This is a genomic window from Aeribacillus sp. FSL K6-1121 (genome assembly GCF_038003725.1).
GTDB lineage: Bacteria > Bacillota > Bacilli > Bacillales > Aeribacillaceae > Aeribacillus > Aeribacillus composti.
Genome location: NZ_JBBOPS010000001.1, coordinates 1733698 through 1753640 on the forward strand (window position 1 = coordinate 1733698; position 19943 = coordinate 1753640).

A 19943-nucleotide genomic window follows, 5' to 3' on the forward strand; every position below is an offset into this window, starting at 1 on the left:
TGCTCTGCGTTTTTCATATTCCATTTTACTTAGAGCCGAAATTCTTTTATATTCACCTTCCGTAAATAAATCGGCTCATCAAAAAAAGGAGCCGATTCAGATTAAACTGATCGGCTCCGTACCTTTTATATTTGGAACGTTTTTTTAACAAAAGAAACGACTTCTTCCGTTGTTTGCATAGAAAGAACTTTTTCTTTAAAGCTTTCTGCTTCCTGTTTTGAAAGCTTTTTAATTTGTGAACGCGCAGGTAAAATAGATGTTGCGCTCATGGAAAATTCATCTAATCCAAGTCCAAGCAGAAGCGGTATAGCAATCGGGTCTCCTGCCATTTCTCCGCACATTCCAACCCATTTTCCTTCTTTATGAGCTGCATCGATCACAATGGAAATTAATCGGAGGATGGCCGGATTATACGGTTGATACAAATATGAAACCCGTTCATTCATCCGGTCTGCTGCCATTGTATATTGAATTAAATCATTTGTTCCAATGCTGAAGAAATCAACCACTTTGGCAAATTGATCCGCCATAACAGCAGTTGATGGAATTTCAACCATTATTCCAACTTCGATATCATCAGCTACTTCAATACCTGCTTGAACAAGTTTTTCTTTTTCTTCGAGCAGAATAGCTTTCGCTTGATGGAATTCATCGATTGTCGCAATCATTGGAAACATGATTTTTAAGTTTCCATATTTGCTTGCGCGAAGCAGCGCTTTAAGCTGTGTCCGAAAAATATCTTGCTTTTCTAAACAAAGGCGGATGGCGCGGAATCCAAGAAAAGGATTCAGCTCCTTTGGAAGATTCAAGTAAGGAAGCTCTTTGTCCCCGCCGATATCCAATGTACGGACAACAACAGGTTTTCCTTCCATTCTCTCAAGAACTGTTTTATATGCTTCAAATTGTTCTTCTTCTGTAGGCATTTGGTCTCGTCCCATGTATAAAAATTCCGTACGGTAGAGACCTATTCCTTCACCGCCGTTGTCAAGAACACCTTGTACGTCATTAGGCGTGCCAATATTAGCGGCAAGCTCGACACGATGTCCATCCTTCGACAACGTCGGCTCGTCTTTTAATTTAGCCCATTCCGCTTTTTGCTCTTCATATTTTTCTCTTTTCTTTTCATATTCGGCAATACAATCTTCACTTGGATTTATGATTACTTGTCCTTCAATCCCATCAACAATGACTAAAGCACCGCTTTCAATTTTGGCGGTAGCTTCCTTTGTTCCGACAACAGCAGGGATTTCCATAGAACGAGCCATGATCGCAGAATGGGATGTTCTTCCTCCAATATCAGTTGTAAATGCTTTAACAAAATTTTTGTTTAATTGCGCAGTATCAGAGGGTGTTAAATCTTCTGCAACAATAATGACTTCTTCATTAATTAAACTTGGATTTGGGATTTGAACGCCTAATAAATGGGCTATAACCCTTTTCGTGACATCCCGAATATCCGCTGCTCGCTCGCGCATATACTCATTTTCCATCGCTTCGAACATCGCAATAAATTGATCAGCTGTTTCCCTCATTGCAAATTCAGCGTTTACAGCTTCGTTTTCGATTTTCTCTTTGACTGGATTTAACAGCTCAGGATCGTTCAAAACGAGCAAATGCGCTTCAAAAATCGCTGCTTTATCCGCACCAAGCCTTTCTTCTGTGCTGTTTTTAATTACCTCGAGCTCTGCTTTGGCGCTTTCGACAGATTGTTCAAAACGCTCAATTTCTGCTCGAATATTTTGTATTTCTTTTTTTGATACGGTTAAATCCGGCTCTTCTAGACGGTATGCCTTCGCAATAGCGATACCGTTTGATGCTGCAATCCCAGATAGCTGTATCATTATTCGCCTAACCCTTCTTTTTTGATTGTCTCTTCAATCGCTTGAAGTGCATCATTTTCATCAGCACCTGATGCTGTAACTTTAATGGTTGCTCCTTTTGGAATACCTAATGACATAACTCCCATAATAGATTTTAAGTTTACTGTTTTTCCATTGTATTCCAAATTAATGTCGGCTTCAAATTTGCTTGCCGTTTGCACTAATATAGTCGCAGGTCTTGCGTGAATTCCTGTGTCAGCGGTAATGTTGAATGTTTTTTCAGCCATTTGCATCAAATCCTTTCTGCTATTTTCTTTAAAAATTTTATCAGTGCATGTCGAGTTGTGCAAGCTGATAATCAATTATTTGTGAAACCAGCCTTGTCCGATTTAAACAAGGCCGGTTTACTAACTGCTACCGAATGGCAATAATGTTTTCTTCGCCCTTGTTTACTTTGCCTACTTTTTTCAATTCAATTGCTTCACCTTCTTTTAAATTAGTGAAGACAATCGGCGTCATAATAGAAGGAGAATGATTTTTAACATATTCAAGATCCACTTCAAGAAGTTTGTCACCCAATTTTACAGTATCGCCTTCTGAAACGAAAATGTCAAATCCTTTTCCTTTCAATTTTACTGTATCAATACCAAAATGGATCAATATTTCATGGCCAGAATCAGACTGCAAGCTAATAGCATGTTTCGTTGGAAATACATTTAACACTTTACCGTTAACAGGAGAGACGACGATACCTTCTTCAGGTACAATAGCAATCCCATCTCCCATCATTTTTCCAGAGAATACTTGATCCGGTACTTCTGTAATCGGATGAAGAGTACCTGTCATAGGCGATGAAAATGTTAAGCTTTCGCTTTGTAATTCTTCCGGCATAACATTTTCCACTTGTTCTTTAACTTCCTGCTCTGGAGAATGAACTTTTTCTGCTCTTGGAGTTCTTCCATTCATGATGTCTTGTATTTGAGTTTTTAAATTGTCCGATTTAGGGCCAAAAATTGCCTGGATGTTGTTGCCCACTTCTAAAACACCTGAAGCGCCGAGCTTTTTCAAGCGTTCTTTATCAACTTTCTTTTGATCATGAACAGATACGCGCAGCCTTGTGATACATGCATCAAGGTGCTGAATATTTTCATTTCCGCCAAGCGCCTCTAAAATGTTATATGGAAGATCTCCGGCTTTTTCGCTCTCCTGCTCATCATCAGACGTTTCAACACTTGCATCTTCCCGTCCAGGAGTTTTCAGGTTGAATTTTCGGATGGCAAATCGGAAACCGAAATAGTAAATGACCGCAAATACAAGCCCAACTGGGATAACGAGCCACCAAGCTGTTCGATTCGGAAGGACGCCAAATAATATAAAGTCGATCACTCCGCCTGAAAAAGTCATTCCAATTTTAACATGTAAAATATGCATGACCATAAAGGATAGTCCTGCAAATATCGCATGAATCGCAAACAAAAGCGGTGCTACAAACAAAAAGCTGAATTCAATCGGTTCTGTAATTCCTGTTAAAAACGATGTTAACGCGGCAGAACCCATAATCCCTGCGACCACTTTTTTATTCTCGGGTTTGGCTTCGTGATAAATAGCGAGTGCTGCGGCAGGGAGACCGAACATCATAAACGGAAATTTACCTGTCATAAACGTTCCAGCTGTCAATTCCACACCGTCCTTGATTTGGGCAAAGAAAATGGCCTGATCGCCGCGAACAACGTGCCCTGCTTCGTTTACATAAGAACCAAATTCATACCAAAAAGGAGCATAGAAAATATGATGTAATCCAAACGGAATCAATGAACGTTCAATCACACCGAAAATAAAAGCGGCGAGCGTTTTGTTCGTCTCAAGTATTCCTTGAGAAAACTGGTTTAATGCCCCTTGGATCGGCGGCCAAATAAAGTACATCGCAATCCCTAATAGAACAGCGGACGCAGCTGTCACAATTGGAACAAACCGCTTTCCGGCAAAAAATCCTAAATATTGCGGAAGCTCAATTTTATAATATTTGTTGTACATATAAGCAGCTATGATACCTACTATGATCCCGCCAAACACACCTGTTTGCAAAGTCTCAATTCCGAGAACGTTTGCAAATGCTGGATCAGAACTAATATCTTTAGGCATTTGACCCAAACCTGTTAAAATACCGTTCATTGTAACATTCATAATTAAGTAGCCGATGACTGCTGCAATCCCTGCAACTCCATCGCCGTTTGCAAGACCGATCGCAACGCCGACTGCAAATAACAACGGCAGGTTGGAGAATACAATTTGCCCAGCTTGCTCCATGACGCTTGCGATAAGCACGATCCAGTCGTTCGTTAAAGCAGGAATTCTATCTGTTAAATCCGGATTTTGCATAGCATTACCAAATGCAAGCAAAATACCTGCTGCAGGAAGAAGCGCTACCGGCAGCATAAGCGCGCGTCCTATTTTTTGTAAAACACCGAAAATTGATTTAAACATAACATGACCTCCTTATAATTATCATTTGACAAATGCAGCAAGAATAATCGATGTATTAGAAAAAACAAAAAAGGCATGGTGAAACAAGGCGTCAACTGTACGAAAACAAATCCCTATACAGTACACCTTGCTCACTCATGCCTGATCGAATCAGTAACACGTGCGCAAAATTTATTCTTTTTTTGCTATTCGATATAAATGCATCGTTAAATAAACAGCTTCTGCTTCATCAATTTGTTTTTTCAATACTTGCTGCATCATTTTAATCATTTTCCATGCAACATTATAGCATAGAGGATATTTTTTTTTCAACAATAAAGCTAATTCTTCTGGTTCTTCCGTTTTTTCCTCTTTGAGAACCCTTTCAATTGTTGCCTGAAGATGCCTTACAAGCCGCAAATAATTAAAGCTTTCTTTATCAAGCTGGATGTTTAAGGAATCTTCTGCAACTTCGATTAACTGAGCAATAAGCTGAGAATGGCGGTTCACTTCAGAAATTGATTTATGCGTTATGGCGCTGTGAATGTGGAGAGCGATGAAACCGATCTCACCTTTGGGCAGCTTGATTTTCAGCTTATCTTCAATAATGGACACCACTTCACTAGCAATATTATATTCTTTCGGATAAAGCACTTCAGTCTCTGATAAAAAAGGGTTTTTGATGTCCATCCCCTGCTCGATCCTCTTAATTGCGAACGTAATATGGTCTGTTAAAGCTATATGAATATGTTCATTCAGAGGAAGTCCGACTTTCTTTGAAATGTGGGCAATACAGTCTGAAACAACTTCTATCATCTTCTCGTTTGTATAAGGAAGAAGTTTTTTATATTGTTCCTGTTCTTGTTCGTTTTTCAGCACAAATATCTTTTCAACTGTTTCGTTGGAAATCAGCTCCCCCCTTTTTTTTCCGAAACCGATTCCTTTTCCAATCAAGACGACTTCCTGAAAGGTGTCGTGGCCAGCTATTAATACATTATTATTCAACACCTTTTTTACTTTAAAGGACCCCATGTTTAAAAAGACGCTCCTTTACCAGAAATCTATATAATCGTACAAAAAAAGAACGGGGAGGTCAATGCATTTTGCACTCAGCAAAAGCAAGAAAAAATTTACAATCGAACACCTAAGACTGGGGGTGAGGCATCTAAAATGGAAATAGAAAATTTAGTTTTTTCATCTTTCTCGGCAGTTCATACTTTCCTTTCCAAAAATGAAGAGTCCGTTTTTTCAACTGTCGCCTTTTAAAGGTTCTATATGCACATGTACGTTCGTAATATTAAATTCTTCCGTCAGCCTTCTTTCCACTTCATCACAAATCGCATGGCTTTCAACGACATTTAAATTAGAATGAACTTTAATGACAACATCAACATATACGGTGCTTCCGACATATCTGGCTTTAATATCTTCAAGCGATTGAACCCCGGGTATATTGTTAATTGTTTCTTTATATTTGTCTAACTCCTTCTCTGAAAATCCGTCCGTTAAGGAATGAACCGCTTCTTTGAAGATATCCCAAGCAGTTTTGCAAATAAGCACTCCGATGATCATCGCAACAACTGTGTCCATCCATGCGATATGAAATTGCGCCGCCAAAATCCCTAGGAATGTTCCGACACTGACATATGCATCGGATCGATTGTCCATAGCTGCTGCCATGAGCGCTTGACTTTTTATTTTTTTCGCAAGTCTTACATTAAATAAATAAACGGAAAACATGACGATTGCTGAGCCGATAGCCGTCCATGCCGCGATCAAATCAGGTGATTCTGTTTTCGGGTTTATGATTGATTTTGCTCCTTCAGTAAGAACTTCAAAACCAACCATGACCATAATCAATGATGCAATTAAAGACGCAATGGTTTCTGCCCGAAAATGTCCATAGTGATGATCTTGGTCAGGAGGACGCTGCGATATTTTTAATCCGACTAAAACCGCGATCGAAGCAATTACATCAGTCCCGTTGTTCAGTCCGTCAGCCATTAAAGCTTCCGAATGAAAAAAATATCCGACCGCTATCTTTACAACGGTCAACAAAATATAGGCTGCAATGCTAATCCATGCTCCCCGTTCACCCTTTTTTAAATTTTGATAAACTTCCACCTTCCACTAACTCCATTCGTTTAGTCTGCCATTTATACTATCAAAAAAACATGTAAAGGTCTATACATACAGATTATTTCCTTGTTACAAAAGGTTTAATATCAAAAGGTTTTTCTGAAATCAAAGCGATCATTCCAATATGGAGATTAGTAAAACAAGGAAAAATATAAATTATTTCATTTTTTTTACATTACATTAAAAAAATATAGCAACCAAACTTTTTACAGTTTGATTGCTATCAATCGAGAGAGATTAATTTTCTTTTTGTGTCAAATAAACCGGGATCATTTGAATCGAATGGTTTAGGTCATCAAGCTTGCCTTCAATCCGGTGAAGCAAATAGAGCGTCACAACAATAGGAAAACCGACATCGCTGATAAACGACAGCCAATCGTGCAAACCAATCCCTCCCTTTATGGCATCTGAAATCCGGCCTGTTCCCGAACCGGAAACAGGCCGCTTCCGTCAGCTCATCGTATATTCTGTCACCGTTTGCTCAATAATTCTGGCTCCTTTTTTTGAAACGAGCGAACCCCCAGAAGAAGTAAAAACATTTGATTGAATGATTGTTTCCATAGCTTGACCAATTTGCTCTGCTGTTAATGAATCCTTAGGTTCATCAACATTAATTCTGACTGTCTTTCCTTCCGTATTGGCAAAAAGAAGATCGAGCGATTTAGACATTTTTTCACCCCCAGATTACTTATGCATTAATTTGATGCGTATCGTTTCGTTCCACTTTGGCAAGCGGCATTTTTTGAAGACTGGCAATTGCTTGGGCTGCTCTAAGCAAATCATCTGCACTAGCTGACGTTTTAATATTGCTGTAATTTTTATAGCGATACAGCGGCTTGCCGGAATGATCAAAACCTTCTTCAAAAACAAGACGCAATTGTGATTTGACCGGTTGAACCTCAGCCATTGCTCGCACCTCCTTTCACCTTCTTTATATAAAGAAATGAAAAAAGAGGGGCAGCAAATATGTAAAAAAGGTGAAAAAAAGAAATGAAAACGGAGCCCTGTCGTTGCAGACAACAACGGCTGTTGATGCCGTTTTGATCATTTCCAATAAACGGAATCTCTTTGGTTTCGTCAATATTTTATTTGGATAAAACTAAATGTTAGGGTAATGAATTTCATCAAAATTAAAAAAGCATTTACGAAGTGCTCTCTTATTATGAAAGTGGTCAAACCCCATTAAAAAGGAGACTTCGTAAATGCAAAACTATTGTGTATCACAAAACGGAACGGATGAAAAAATAAAAGAGCGGTGTCCGCTCTTTTTAAATAGAAAGCTGTTTTGACAACGTATATAATTCTCCGATTGGTTCGCTCTTTTCTTTCAATATCTCTTCAATATCATGATCAACGATTTGGTTTTTCTGTATTCCGACTGCTCTTCCGCCTTTTCCTTCTAACAGAAGCTCAACTGCTCTCGCTCCCATTCTGGAAGCAAGAACTCTATCAAATCCAGTTGGAGAGCCGCCGCGCTGAATATGTCCTAATACCGATACTCGCGTCTCAATGCCGTATTTTTCCTTTAAAATATCGGCAAGTTTTGATGCGCTCATAACTCCTTCAGCTAACGCAATAATGGAATGTTTTTTCCCGCGTTCAACACCATGCTCCAACCGCTTGACAATATCATCTAAGTCAAACGATCTTTCAGGGATTAAGATCGTTTCAGCGCCTCCAGCTACTCCTGCCCAAAGCGCTATATCACCAGCATGCCGCCCCATCACTTCGATTATAAAAATCCGCTCATGGGATTGCGCTGTGTCCCTAATTTGGTCCATTGCCCTTACAACCGTATTCAGTGCTGTATCAAATCCGATCGTGAAATCTGTTCCTGGAATATCGTTATCGATCGTTCCAGGCAATCCAATGCAAGGGAAGCCTTTTTCCGTCAGCTTCAAAGCCCCTCGGTATGATCCGTCTCCGCCAATTACAACAAGACCTTCAATTTCAAATGATTTTAATTGTTGAATCGCAAGAAGCTGTCCTTCTTCTGTTTTAAATTGTTCAGAGCGCGACGATTGGAGAATCGTGCCGCCGCGGTGAATAATGTCCCCTACAGAGCCAAGCTCTAATTTTTTTATGTCACCGTTAATTAATCCTTGATATCCATGGTATACTCCATAAACTTCCAACCCATGAAATATCCCTTTTCTTACAACTGCACGTATTCCAGCATTCATCCCCGGAGAATCTCCGCCAGACGTTAATACAGCTATTCGTTTCATTCCATCACCTCATTATGCAGTTCAATAATTGCTGCCATCTCATGTTTTATAAAATGTATTATATCAAAAAATTTTCCCGCTTAAATGATTTTCTCGTTATTCAGCTTTTCGAAATCCGGCTTCTTTTGCTTCCTCCTCTGTACAAAACATCATTTCTGGTTTTGTTATATAATAGTGCCTGCTGCCAGGCATATGGTATATTTTTTCACCTTTTGAATTAATGTTTCCTTTTATGTCGCAGCCCTCTTTTTTGTCGTCTTGTCCAATCTTATCATTAAATCCATCGTTTGTAACATAGTTTTCTATACTCCAGATTCCGATTTCTTTGTGCTGGGCTTTTTTTTGAACATCCAAAAAACGGTCTACATATTTTGTATTTGGCTGATGAACGTATGCGACGCGGGCTAGCCCGTTTTCAAGCAGCATTTCATTAAACATTTGTCCGTTTATATATAAATAAACAAGTAATCTTCCATACTTGTCACGTTCTCTAACGCCAAGCTCTAATTCAACTTTTTTGTCTGACAGCATTTCTTTTGCAAAATTGCTTGCTTCGATTGCAAATGGCTGCACAGGCTTCGTTGGGTGTACAGATTCAGGAGTATCGACAAGAAGAAGTCGGATTGTTTCTTTTTTATTGTTGACGATGACTTTCATCGTATCACCATCGACGACATCAATTACTTTGGCTTCCAACCGATTGTTTACGGCTGAATCATCTTTTTGCCAAAGCTCCCATCCGAAAAATAATGCAAGCAAACCAAAAAATAAAACAATCCATTTTCTCCACATGATGTTCTTCCTCTCTATTGTGTCCATTCAATGAAATATCATTTTAAGCGAAAAGAACATTCATATCAATAAGAAATGTGGAGGATTTTTCACCTTCAAAGTTATTTTAAATGTTGTTTACATTTTTCTCGGAATATTTTATAAATAAAACCATTCTAGTATAATAATAATGGTAAAGCAATCGGGGGAGTTAAGGAGTGTATTTTTTGTGACATTTATCAAAAGAAATATCGTCCCGATCCTCTGCTTGGCGGCATTTTCGTCACCCATAATCGGCATGATGTTAATTGATGTGTATTATTACAGTTCGGTAATCGGGTGGGTGGTTGGATTCATTTTTATTGTAGCTGCATACATAATTGTAACGAAACGACCCGATGACTCTGAACCAAATGACTTTTTAAAAGAAAATAAAAGGCGGATCATATAGCTTAATCCGCCTTGTTATTCTTCTTATTTATGATCTTAATAGCCGCAATCCATTTAAAATGACAAGTATGGTGCTTCCTTCGTGGCCAATGACTCCGAACGGCAAGTCAATGACTTGAAGGAAATTAGCACATATGAGAAGGGCGATGACCGATAGAGAAAAGGCAATATTTTGTTTCACAATTTTGTTCATTTTTTGCGACAATTCGATCGCTTTGATCAATTTCGTTAAATCGTTTTTCATTAATACAACATCTGCTGTTTCCAAAGCAACATCCGTTCCCTCCCCCATTGCTATACCGACAGATGCTGTTTTTAAAGCTGGTGCGTCATTGATACCGTCGCCGATCATCGCCGTTACGCCGAATTGTTTATTCAACTGCTTTATTCGGTCAACTTTGCTTTCAGGCAGACATTCACCGTGAAATTCATCAACGGATGCCTCTTTAGCAATGGCTTCAGCTGACGCTTTCGTATCGCCCGTCAGCATCACCGTATAGATGCCTTTGCTTTTCAATTCATCCATCAAATTTTTCATATCAGGTCTAAGTACATCTTTTAAAGCGATGCTTGCGGCAATTCCTTTTTCGTCTTTAACATAAACAACCGTTTTCCCTTGTTTGTATAATTTCTTGGAAACAGAGTTTTGAAATTGTTCAGCCTCTTCTTTTCCGACAAACGCAGCTTTCCCAACGAATATTTTCTGCCCGTTCCAAGAAGCAGAAACTCCAAACCCTGAATGTTCATCCACTGATACCCATTCATCTTTCAGTCCTTTTACATTTTCCTGAATATAAGCTGTAATAGCTTTGGCAAGAGGATGGGAGGATTGCCGCTCAATATTATAAACTGCTTGTAACAGCTCTGTTTTTTCGATGTCTGGGCGTACGATTACGTCCGTGACGATCGGCTCGCCTTTTGTCAAAGTTCCCGTTTTATCAAACGCGACCGCCCGAATTTTATTAAGACGCTCTAAATGTACGCCCCCTTTAAACAAAATGCCGTTTCTTGCCCCGTTAGAAATAGCGGATAACGTCGCCGGCATGATCGAGGCGACGAGCGCGCACGGGGAAGCCACTACCATAAACACCATCGATCTGTAAAAAGCTTCCTGAAAGCTCCAGCCTAATAAAAATGGAGGAGCAAACATCAAAACAGCCACTGCAATAAGCACACCTTTTACATACGTTCCTTCAAATTTTTCAATAAATTGCTGGGACGGAGATTTTTCAGATTGGGCGTTTTGCACCAGTTCAATAATTTTTTGAAAAAGCGTTTCCGATGCTTTTTTCGTTACGCGAACGGTGATCGATCCATTTACGTTTACAGTCCCTGCATACACTTCACTTCCAGGCTCTTTCTCAACCGGGATGGATTCGCCCGTTATAGCTGATTCATCCACTGTCGTATGACCATTTATGAGCTGGCCATCCACCGGAATGCGGTCCCCGGGCTTCACAATGATCAAATCTCCAATCGATAAAGTGGAAACATGCACTTTTTCTTCCCGTCCATCTACTAAAAGCAGCGCTTCTTCAGGCTGCAATTCCATCAATGAAGAGATCTCCTTGTTTGTTTTGTTCATTGTATACGTTTCTAATGCGCCGCTTAGGGCAAAAATAAAAATTAAAATCGCTCCTTCAAGCCAATGGCCGATTATTGCCGAACCGATAGCAGCAAAAACCATCAGCAGCTCTACATTCAACTTGCCTTCGCGGATCGTTTCTTCAATTCCCTCTTTAGCTTTGGCAAATCCCCCAATAACGAATGCGAAAATAAATAAAATCGTTGATATGATGTTGAAATCATCTATGCTAAGCAGCCAAGCGAAAAAAATGAGAACACCTGACACAATGGCCGCAATCATTTCAACATGCTGTTTCAACCCTTGAAATAATTCCGTATTATGAAACATCTTTGCTTCCATTCTCACTTACAACCTCCTAACTGAGAATAAAATTCAGCTTCACTTCTATTGAATTCCATATGCTATTCTTGGCGACTAGTAAAAAAACTATTAAAATATCAACATCTATATGTATATTATATATCAACAATTATTTTTTTCAAGTAATAATTATATTAATTTTAAATTAATAATTAATATTAATAATTATTATCATTCTCAATCACGGTTTTTTACAGATCAAAAACGTTGGTTGGAAAATCGGTCGATTCATATGTTAAGCATTAAAATTCTATTTTTTAAAAAAGAAAAAGCACAGAAGCTTCGCTGTGCTTTACAAATCGGTTAAACGTTTTAATTGTTCGGTTGTTACGGGACCAATGATTTTTTTAAACACCTGTCCTTGTTCATCGATTATAAAAGTAGTGGGAATGACCATAACCTTGTATAATTTCATGACTTCGCCTTTTTCATCAAAAAGCACAGGAAAATCAAATCCGCTCTTTGATAAAAAAGACTTTACTTCTTCTTTTCCCCCTTCTTCTGAAGTAATGTTAATTCCTAAAAACGCGACGTGCTCAGAATCCGCTTGTTCATAAAAACGTTGAAGCTCAGGCAATTCTTCCTTACATGGAGGGCACCACGTCGTCCAAAAATTGATCACGACCTTTTTCCCTTTAAAATCCGAAAGTTTTACCATCTTGCCGTCAGTTGTTGGCAAAACAAAATTGTTAGCGGGCACTTTCGAATTTTCTTTCGTTATTATTTCTTTCATGGTTGTTTTGCTCGGTGCATTTTCTTGTTTCAAATCGCTCTCTTGACATCCAAAAAACACACATGATATAAGCAGAAAATGAAAAAGCAAGGCAGCTGTTTTTTTCAAAACGCTTCCCCCTTCATGAGAGCACTATTTTTTTCCATTCAATGATGGAAAAATGATGACTTTCGCTATTTCATACTTTATTGCTGCGATAGATCACAGTAGAGACAACCTGGAAAATCTTAATGAACACGTTTTTCCTTCAGCGACCAATAGCCAATGCCGATTTTTTGGCATATTGTCATATAATGCATTAACAATTGCAGCAATCCTCCTGCATTGAGCCCGATAATAACTCCTGACATTTGCCATTCTGGCTGCGATCCAAGCAAAAAGATGACGACAAACGAGATAAAATGTGCCCAAACCGTATGAAACAAAGCATCCTTTATTAAATTCAGACCGATCAAATACGCTTGCAGCGGAATGATCAAAAAGTGGGTAAAAAAGTACGGCCATAAAAGCTTTAAAAAAAGTGTTGCAGTAGTTCCGTTGACAAACAAACTTGTAAGCGGCTCAGCAAAAGCAAACATAATCACAATCGCAGGTATTCCGTAAAGCATTGTCATTCCGAGCGATTGCTGCAAAAGCTTCTTTAAAAGTTCCTGGTTTCCTTTAGCAAACGCTTCTGATACAGTTGGGATCAAAATCGTTAACAGTGCATGAGCGATAAACGCGGGAAAAAAGCCGATCGTCATCGCAACTCCGGAAAGCAGACCGAACTGTTCTGTCGCTCCAACCTCCGAAACACCTGCTGCCATTAATGCATATTTGATTAAAAACGGCTGAATCGCATGTGTCATAGAATGAAAAATGCGCAAAATTGTCGTCGGAACAGAGACACGAAATAAACTCCGCCGGATCAAAGCTGTTTTGGATGAAGCGAGCGTGCTTTTTTTTAGTTCTTGCGCCTGATAGACATAAACGGTAAGCAAATAAAGAACAATAACGGCTTCGCTTGCAATAAATGAGCTTAACCCTGCAATGACAGACATTTCAGGAGAAAATTCAAACAGGTTGAACAGCAAAATGAGCAGAATAAGCTGAACAAGCTTGCGAAACCCATTTGCAAATGCAATTTTCCCCATTTGCTGCGTGCCCATTAAATAGCCTCTAGCAATAGAGGAAAAAGAAATCATCGGAACAAGCAGTACAAATAAAACCGTAACGGAAGGATGATAGCTTTTTAGCGGCGGAAGAGCAGGAAACAGCAAAAAAACAATTAAGCTGAAGCAAATGCTGATCCACAAAGTTAGGCGAAAAGCATATTTCAACATTGGCCAATGGTACGGCTTTTCAGTTTCCGCCACATATTTTGAAATAGATATCGGCAATTCAAAGCTTGCTAACACGATAATGAAAAACATAATAGGCATGATCGACATATAGTGGCCGATGCCTTCTTCACCAAGTTCCCGCGTCAATACCATGTTAATCATAAAATCAAAGCATTCCCCTAGAAACGAAGCAACGATTAAAAGCAGAGCTCCCTTAAAAAATGTTTTCATTTTTCCTCCCTCTTTTCTTATTTCATGCATATGAGACAAGTTCAAAAACATGACAGAGGATCGGAAGAGGGAGGAAAATTTTTAGTCAGCCTTTGTTATTTCGGTTTCTCGTTTCATTGGCAAAACGAAGCAATCAAATATTTAGAATTATTGCACCACACCAGTTTCAGTAATTTTTACATCCGCATGCACATCGACTTCCATCTTGGAATAAATATCCCTCCAATTTTTCACTTTTCTTAAACCTCTCGAATGGCTTAAAATTTCTTCTCCTAATCCAACCGGATCAATGTTTTTCTCTTTAAACATATCGATCATCTCCATACTGTTCTTCACAATTTCCTTTTCAAACGCTTTTTCAGCTTTTTTTAAGATTTCCGGACGAACAGTCCCTTCCGAATATTCGCGTAGATACCCTTCAATTTCCAGCTCTATCGTTAAATGGAACGGATTTTTTTCATCGATGTTCGCTCTTCTTTTCGAACGGATGCTTTCTATAGATGCTTTATTTCCATCATCCATTGTGATCGTATGAATTCCTTTAACATATCGATCGGAAAGAAGCTTAAAATAAAAAAGCTGATCATTTTCGATTTCGCCAACCATTTTGTCCTTTTGAAACAAGGCAAGTCCAGTTATTTTGACATGGTCGTTTTTCTTTTCTAACAAAGGTAAAGAAGGGTCTTTTCCTTTCATGCGAAAGTTGCGCAAATATGTGTGTAAATTGATAATCGGCAAATTTTCCCGGTGCATATTATGCTCCACTAAATTACGAAAGTACGTGGCAGTCCCCTGTTGTCCATATTTTCCTTCCAGCAAATTTTTCGCTTCACCTTTGCAGACCGCTAAAATAACCTTTGAACCGACGCTTGCATCTCGTTCAAGCGAGTCGACATATTTTTCAATTCCCTGTTTTGCTACGTCTTCACTGTAAAGAGCAAATTGCAATTTTCCATAAACTAGAGGGGCTGGCGACTCCTTTTGCAAATCGGAAATCAGATCCCTGCTTAAATCTGATTCGACCGTCATCACCTTGCTGTCGACCGGCTGCTCCTTTTTATATTCAGGAGCAACAATGGTTCCTTTAATTTTATTGCCTTCGCCGACATCGTATCCAATAACCATCACTAAATTGACATCATCAATAATTTCTTTATCCAGACATCCATAAAGCATCAGCATGAACAACATAATGAAGGAGAGAATTTTCCACATGTTTATGTTCTCCTTTTCCATAAATCCCGTACAAACGTAATGAGGTATAAAACCGGAATATAGCAAAATACAATACCAAGAGCATACGTATTGATGATCTTATTTAATAATTGAATATCTTCTTTATCAACAATGACATTGACTATAAAAAACATGACGACCAGAACAGAAATGATTGCCTTCTTTTCTGTTATTCCAAAAATTTCTGTTATACCTCTTTTGGCGCTCCACAACATGACGCAAATATTCGGCAAGATGACGAGAGACCAAGAAGCAATGCCGATATATTCGAATCTTTCAACAAAAGGAAGTTCAACAATTTTCCACATCGCTAGCGTCGCCCATTTATTGCGCAATATTTCTTCTTCCGCAGAATAATAAACGATCGAAACAATCATGATGATGATATATGAACAGGTTGTAAATAAATTTCCAATATGAGCCCATTTTTGGGATTTGTCAATATTTTTGACAAAGGGGTAATACAAAAAAAGAGTTTCAAAACCAATAACAGTTATGACCATCTGCATCGTTCCCATGAAAATTTCCTGAGGTGAATGATCCATAATTGGCAAGAGGTGCTGAAGATCTGCAAAACGAGTCGGGAAAATTAAAAATGTAAGAAAAATCCAAAGCGGCAGAACCACTCCAAAAAAAGCAAATCCGGTTACTACCCGAAATCCACCGTTAAAAATGTAATAAAGCAATCCCATAAAAATCGCGGTATAAATCCAAATATTTAAATCTTCAAACATCCACACCTTCAAAATTTCAATATATCCTATTAATATGGCGCAGCTTCCAAGAAAAAAATAGATGATCCAAACAATGTTCAATCCATTGCCGACCCATTTTCCAAACAAATCGTGCTGCAGTGTCATTAAGCTTCCGCTTGAACGTTTCAAAATTTGATAGATCATCCAAATGTACAGATGAACAATAAGACCGATCAAAATAACTGAAATCCATGAATCATGTCCCGCATACTTGACGACATTTTTTTGAAAACCTAATACACCGATGCCGAATTGAGTGCTGTGCACTAAATAAAAAACGAGCGGTGCGGAAACTTTATGACGTTCTGCTATTTGCGCCAAGTTGGATTCCTCCTCTTCCGCTGTTATTCATCAATATCTTTATTTTCCCTCGATTTCTCTTCATCCATTCGCTTCGGCTGCTCCGTCCGCAGCTGTTTCGGACGTTCATTCATCATTGAAAACGGCATACGCAGGAATGCATCCTTTAAATCGGAAATTCTCGGAGGATAGATTGGCTCCAAAAAAGGACGTCCGAGAGAAGTTAATCGTAAAAGATGGGTCGCTAAAAAACAAAAGCATAAAACGATTCCTAAAAGACCGTACATTTCGGCAAACATGAGAAAAGGAAAACGCAAAAGCCTGATCGTATTGCCCATTTTATAGACAGGTGTTGTAAATGATGCTAATGCAGCAAGCGCTACAATGATGAGCAAAATATTGCTTGTTAAACCTGCTTCCACACTGGCTGTTCCGATTACAATCCCCCCGACGATGCCGATCGTTTGTCCAACCTTTGTCGGCAGCCGGGCGCCCGCCTCACGCAGCAATTCGATCGTTCCTTCCAAAAACAGCGCCTCTAAAAAAGGCGGAACTGGGACCTCCCTTCTGGATGTGACAAAATTGTTTAGTAAATCAGTTGGAATTAATTCATAATGATAATTTAATACAGCTACATAAATCGGTGTTGCCAATATGGAAAAGGAGACAGCAAACAGGCGGATAATACGGAAAAAGGAAGACAAAATCCAATTTAAAAAATAATCTTCAAACGATGCGAAAAATTCGACAAGAGTTGTCGGACCGATTAATACATGGGGAGAGCCGTCCACAATGACCGCTATTTTCCCTTCCGCCAAAATGGAAACTACACGGTCCGGTCTTTCCGTATCCAACAGCTGAGGAAAGGGAGAATTATGATTGTCAGAGATCATTTCCGTAATGTACGAACTATCATTCACTTGATCAATTTGGATATTAGAAATTCTTTGCCAAACCGTAAATACATTTTCCTCATCCGCTATGCCTTCTATATAGATGATCGCTAATCTCGTTTGCGTCAGCCTGCCAATTTTTAAAGTCCGAATGCGCAGCTCTTCAATCGGCAATCGTTTTCGAATTAAATTAATATTGGATTCAATGGACTCAACAAACGCCTCTTTCGGACCGATGACCGTAAATTCCACTTCCGGGAGTGTAACTTCTCTAGCTTTGTTTAATTTTGCATTAACGAGCAAGCACGGAGATCCATATTCGCTTAGCGAAATCATAACAAAGCCTTCCAACAGCTTTTCCTTCATTAAATCCGTATCAATGGTTAAAAAAATATCTTTGACCGGTAAAATGTTTTTTAGTTCTTCTAATGACTGCCAATATTTTGAGTGAATCGGCTTTAAAATGTTTTCATTTAATATATTTACATCCACTAACGTTTCAAAATATGAAATCCAATATTTGATATGGCTTGTATTGACGTCATATTGAATAAAATCAGTAGAACTGCGGAAGACAGCAAACAATTTTTCAATTGAATCTTTTCTTTTCCAATTTTGCTTATACATTCGGCTCATTCATCCCACCTCTTTCCATTATTTTTTCAAGCCATCTTTTTATTTATTCAATTAAATTTCTTCTATAGAAATAATGAGGAAAATGGTGAAAACGGAGGAGGCTGAAACGAAATAATTGCATTTTCCTATATAGAAAATTGAATTTCCCAGACAATTGGACGCGTATCATCTTAATCATGATGATTCGCTCAAATGATTTACACCGTTTACGATTGTATTACCGCGGAAAAAAAAGAGCGCGCTCTTTGAAAGGATGCGCACACGTGGAAAAGAATCAATCATTTGAGGAGATGCTAACTGCTTTTCGCCCTTTAATTTTTCACATTATGAAAACTTTAAATATTTATACAGACCAAGACGAGTTTTTTCAAATAGCAGCGATCGCCCTCTGGAAAGCAAGCATCAATTATGACGAACAGAAAGGACGGTTTGCCACTTATGCTTATGCAACGATAAAAGGCTCGCTCATGACAGAATTAAGGAAAAAACAAACATATAAAGAAAGGCATGTTCTTCATGCGAATGACATAATAGCTGCTAAATTGGAATTTTTTCCATATACAGACATTGAAGCAAGAGATTTATATGAACGGATTGCCCCCGCTTTATCAGATGCTCAACGAATTTGGTTTACCATGTATTTTTTTGAAAGAAAAACTCAGAAGGAAATTGCAGAGGAGCTAAATGTCACAGTCAACAAAGTAAAAAATTGGAGAAAAGGAGCATTAAAAAAATTGAAGAAATATGCCGTAAAGGTACGGGAAGAACAGTGAACAGTCTTTAATAGCAGTTTTTAAGAGGAAGATGTGCCAAAAATTAAGAAGCTGACATCGGTCAGCTTCTTGGATCTTTTGTATATCGGTAAACAATGCTGCCACCGCGTTTTGCTGTTCCATGAAAATGTTTAAAATCTTCCCTTTCGATCAGTACTTTGCGAAACGCCATAAAATCTTCCTTTGATACACAATATTCTTCCAGTTCTCCATCACGAAGCTTGTTTAAAATGTCTTGTATCTCTTGATTTGTCAACTCGACCATCTCCTTTTCTATGAAAAACAGTCTACCGAGCAATGGAAACTTTTTACCTATTTTTTTGCGATTGTCCAAAAAAACTTTACAATTCTAAAGAAATCATGCAAAATATTTGAAAATCCATAAAAAAGGAGAGAACAAATGAAAATTGCTGAAGTTGGAGATGTTATTGAATTTAAAGACGGTCTCAAAGGAATTGTCGAAAAAGTAAATGAAAATTCCGTCATCGTCGATCTTACGTACATGGAAAACTTTCGGGAAATGGATCTGGAACAAAAAACAGTAGTTAATCATAAAAACTATAAAATTGTCGGAAAGTAAAACGGAGAATTGAATGCTCCGTTTTACTTTTTCTTATATCAAAGAGTTTAGTGCCATTTCAAGAATTTTTTACAATTAACGCAAGTTTCGGCAGGTTCTTTTATCAAAAAAACGCCTCAAGCGACTTGCTTTATCGGTTGTCCACTTTTTCCGGGTACAAATCATGGTTCATCATACGATACTCCGCCATTTTCTCGTATTTTGTTCCAGGACGTCCCCAATTGACATAAGGATCAATAGAAATACCGCCGCGCGGCGTAAATTTTCCCCATACTTCGATGTAGCGGGGCTCCATGATCTTGATTAAATCATTCATGATAATATTAACACAGTCCTCATGGAAATCGCCGTGGTTGCGGAAGCTGAACAAATAAAGCTTCAGCGACTTGCTTTCCACACATTTTTTGTCTGGAATATAGCTGATATAAATGGTCGCGAAGTCCGGTTGTCCGGTGATTGGCCTCTGTTTTTCACAAACAGGTGGACTATATCATATTCTTATTCAACTGCGATATTGAATAAGAACCCTTGCGCTTCCACCAAGATAATATATGCTGTCATCTTGGTGTACTCTACTCTCTTCCTCCAACACTACTCTTACTCGCTTCATGCTGGAGTGATTTCGATAGTCTCTGCACCTTCCTCAAATTTAAGAAGAAGATTCC

20 protein-coding genes and 1 pseudogene are annotated in these 19943 nt (G+C 38.6%); 3 read left to right on the top strand and 18 right to left on the bottom strand.

Annotated elements, in window-relative coordinates:
* Positions 1-125 precede the first annotated feature (125 nt).
* From ptsP to NSQ61_RS08515, 10 genes are all read right to left on the bottom strand, one after another.
* Complete coding sequence (gene ptsP, locus NSQ61_RS08470; RefSeq protein WP_144598123.1) at positions 126-1841, bottom strand: phosphoenolpyruvate--protein phosphotransferase; 1716 nt, start codon at positions 1839-1841, stop codon at positions 126-128.
* Positions 1841-2107: a phosphocarrier protein HPr gene (locus tag NSQ61_RS08475; RefSeq protein WP_063389338.1), complete on the bottom strand. Its 267-nt coding sequence runs from the start codon at positions 2105-2107 to the stop codon at positions 1841-1843. Before NSQ61_RS08475 ends, ptsP begins: the two co-directional genes overlap by 1 nt.
* Before the next feature lie 127 nt (positions 2108-2234).
* Positions 2235-4304, bottom strand: a complete 2070-nt coding sequence (gene ptsG / locus NSQ61_RS08480; RefSeq protein WP_144598122.1) for a glucose-specific PTS transporter subunit IIBC — start codon at positions 4302-4304, stop codon at positions 2235-2237.
* 171 nt (positions 4305-4475) lie between these two features.
* Positions 4476-5315, bottom strand: a complete 840-nt coding sequence (gene glcT / locus NSQ61_RS08485; RefSeq protein WP_063389340.1) for a glucose PTS transporter transcription antiterminator GlcT — start codon at positions 5313-5315, stop codon at positions 4476-4478.
* Positions 5316-5531: 216 nt separating this feature from the next.
* On the bottom strand, positions 5532-6407 hold the full coding sequence (locus NSQ61_RS08490) for a cation diffusion facilitator family transporter (RefSeq protein WP_063389341.1): 876 nt from the start codon (positions 6405-6407) through the stop codon (positions 5532-5534).
* Positions 6408-6659: 252 nt separating this feature from the next.
* Entirely contained in the window at positions 6660-6806 is a 147-nt protein-coding gene (locus tag NSQ61_RS08495) for a YvrJ family protein (RefSeq protein WP_063389342.1), read from the bottom strand.
* A 66-nt stretch (positions 6807-6872) separates the two neighbouring features.
* Entirely contained in the window at positions 6873-7091 is a 219-nt protein-coding gene (locus NSQ61_RS08500; protein WP_063389343.1) for a DUF2922 domain-containing protein, read from the bottom strand.
* Between the two features lie 19 nt (positions 7092-7110).
* Entirely contained in the window at positions 7111-7329 is a 219-nt protein-coding gene (locus NSQ61_RS08505) for a DUF1659 domain-containing protein (RefSeq protein WP_063389344.1), read from the bottom strand.
* 361 nt (positions 7330-7690) lie between these two features.
* A complete protein-coding gene (gene pfkA / locus NSQ61_RS08510) occupies positions 7691-8650 on the bottom strand; it encodes a 6-phosphofructokinase (protein ID WP_066247956.1) in 960 nt (319 codons plus the stop codon).
* 96 nt (positions 8651-8746) lie between these two features.
* On the bottom strand, positions 8747-9442 hold the full coding sequence (locus tag NSQ61_RS08515) for a thermonuclease family protein (protein ID WP_063389346.1): 696 nt from the start codon (positions 9440-9442) through the stop codon (positions 8747-8749).
* Between the two features lie 208 nt (positions 9443-9650).
* Between NSQ61_RS08515 and NSQ61_RS08520 the strand changes: the two genes are divergently transcribed.
* Positions 9651-9872 carry a hypothetical protein gene (locus NSQ61_RS08520; protein ID WP_082829436.1) on the top strand — a complete coding sequence of 74 codons (222 nt, stop codon included), beginning with the start codon at positions 9651-9653 and terminating at the stop codon, positions 9870-9872.
* Between the two features lie 27 nt (positions 9873-9899).
* Here the strand turns inward: NSQ61_RS08520 and NSQ61_RS08525 are convergent, their stop codons facing one another.
* The 6 genes from NSQ61_RS08525 to NSQ61_RS08550 all read right to left on the bottom strand — a co-directional run bounded on the left by NSQ61_RS08525 (position 9900) and on the right by NSQ61_RS08550 (position 17925).
* Complete coding sequence (locus NSQ61_RS08525) at positions 9900-11798, bottom strand: heavy metal translocating P-type ATPase (protein ID WP_063389348.1); 1899 nt, start codon at positions 11796-11798, stop codon at positions 9900-9902.
* A gap of 313 nt (positions 11799-12111) precedes the next feature.
* On the bottom strand, positions 12112-12660 hold the full coding sequence (locus NSQ61_RS08530; protein WP_066247954.1) for a TlpA disulfide reductase family protein: 549 nt from the start codon (positions 12658-12660) through the stop codon (positions 12112-12114).
* 119 nt (positions 12661-12779) lie between these two features.
* The gene (locus tag NSQ61_RS08535) at positions 12780-14105 is read right to left on the bottom strand and encodes an oligosaccharide flippase family protein (RefSeq protein ID WP_066247952.1); all 1326 of its coding nucleotides are present in this window, start codon (positions 14103-14105) and stop codon (positions 12780-12782) included.
* Between the two features lie 147 nt (positions 14106-14252).
* Entirely contained in the window at positions 14253-15320 is a 1068-nt protein-coding gene (locus NSQ61_RS08540; RefSeq protein ID WP_066247951.1) for a Ger(x)C family spore germination protein, read from the bottom strand.
* A gap of 2 nt (positions 15321-15322) precedes the next feature.
* On the bottom strand, positions 15323-16417 hold the full coding sequence (locus NSQ61_RS08545; protein ID WP_158640195.1) for a GerAB/ArcD/ProY family transporter: 1095 nt from the start codon (positions 16415-16417) through the stop codon (positions 15323-15325).
* Between the two features lie 23 nt (positions 16418-16440).
* Entirely contained in the window at positions 16441-17925 is a 1485-nt protein-coding gene (locus NSQ61_RS08550) for a spore germination protein (protein WP_082829433.1), read from the bottom strand.
* 263 nt (positions 17926-18188) lie between these two features.
* Here NSQ61_RS08550 and NSQ61_RS08555 point away from each other — a divergent pair, with 263 nt between their 5' ends.
* On the top strand, positions 18189-18698 hold the full coding sequence (locus NSQ61_RS08555; RefSeq protein ID WP_340806737.1) for a sigma-70 family RNA polymerase sigma factor: 510 nt from the start codon (positions 18189-18191) through the stop codon (positions 18696-18698).
* Between the two features lie 61 nt (positions 18699-18759).
* On the opposite strand, the gene NSQ61_RS08560 is transcribed toward NSQ61_RS08555, so the two are convergent.
* A complete protein-coding gene (locus NSQ61_RS08560) occupies positions 18760-18954 on the bottom strand; it encodes a hypothetical protein (protein WP_082829432.1) in 195 nt (64 codons plus the stop codon).
* Positions 18955-19098: 144 nt separating this feature from the next.
* Between NSQ61_RS08560 and NSQ61_RS08565 the strand changes: the two genes are divergently transcribed.
* On the top strand, positions 19099-19278 hold the full coding sequence (locus NSQ61_RS08565) for a YkvS family protein (RefSeq protein WP_063389354.1): 180 nt from the start codon (positions 19099-19101) through the stop codon (positions 19276-19278).
* A 130-nt stretch (positions 19279-19408) separates the two neighbouring features.
* Here the strand turns inward: NSQ61_RS08565 and queF are convergent.
* A pseudogene (queF, locus tag NSQ61_RS08570) lies at positions 19409-19738 on the bottom strand (preQ(1) synthase); the annotation flags it as partial.
* Between the last annotated feature and the right edge of the window lie 205 nt (positions 19739-19943).

Excerpts from the sequence above, each read along its gene's own strand:
- ptsP (WP_144598123.1), bottom strand. The coding sequence starts at position 1,841 with ATGATACAGCTATCTGGGATTGCAGCATCAAACGGTATCGCTATTGCG.
- NSQ61_RS08475 (WP_063389338.1), bottom strand. The coding sequence starts at position 2,107 with ATGGCTGAAAAAACATTCAACATTACCGCTGACACAGGAATTCACGCA.
- ptsG (WP_144598122.1), bottom strand. The coding sequence starts at position 4,304 with ATGTTTAAATCAATTTTCGGTGTTTTACAAAAAATAGGACGCGCGCTT.
- glcT (WP_063389340.1), bottom strand. The coding sequence starts at position 5,315 with ATGGGGTCCTTTAAAGTAAAAAAGGTGTTGAATAATAATGTATTAATA.
- NSQ61_RS08500 (WP_063389343.1), bottom strand. The coding sequence starts at position 7,091 with ATGTCTAAATCGCTCGATCTTCTTTTTGCCAATACGGAAGGAAAGACA.
- NSQ61_RS08505 (WP_063389344.1), bottom strand. The coding sequence starts at position 7,329 with ATGGCTGAGGTTCAACCGGTCAAATCACAATTGCGTCTTGTTTTTGAA.
- pfkA (WP_066247956.1), bottom strand. The coding sequence starts at position 8,650 with ATGAAACGAATAGCTGTATTAACGTCTGGCGGAGATTCTCCGGGGATG.
- NSQ61_RS08515 (WP_063389346.1), bottom strand. The coding sequence starts at position 9,442 with ATGTGGAGAAAATGGATTGTTTTATTTTTTGGTTTGCTTGCATTATTT.
- NSQ61_RS08525 (WP_063389348.1), bottom strand. The coding sequence starts at position 11,798 with ATGGAAGCAAAGATGTTTCATAATACGGAATTATTTCAAGGGTTGAAA.
- NSQ61_RS08535 (WP_066247952.1), bottom strand. The coding sequence starts at position 14,105 with ATGAAAACATTTTTTAAGGGAGCTCTGCTTTTAATCGTTGCTTCGTTT.
- NSQ61_RS08540 (WP_066247951.1), bottom strand. The coding sequence starts at position 15,320 with ATGTGGAAAATTCTCTCCTTCATTATGTTGTTCATGCTGATGCTTTAT.
- NSQ61_RS08550 (WP_082829433.1), bottom strand. The coding sequence starts at position 17,925 with ATGAGCCGAATGTATAAGCAAAATTGGAAAAGAAAAGATTCAATTGAA.
- NSQ61_RS08565 (WP_063389354.1), top strand. The coding sequence starts at position 19,099 with ATGAAAATTGCTGAAGTTGGAGATGTTATTGAATTTAAAGACGGTCTC.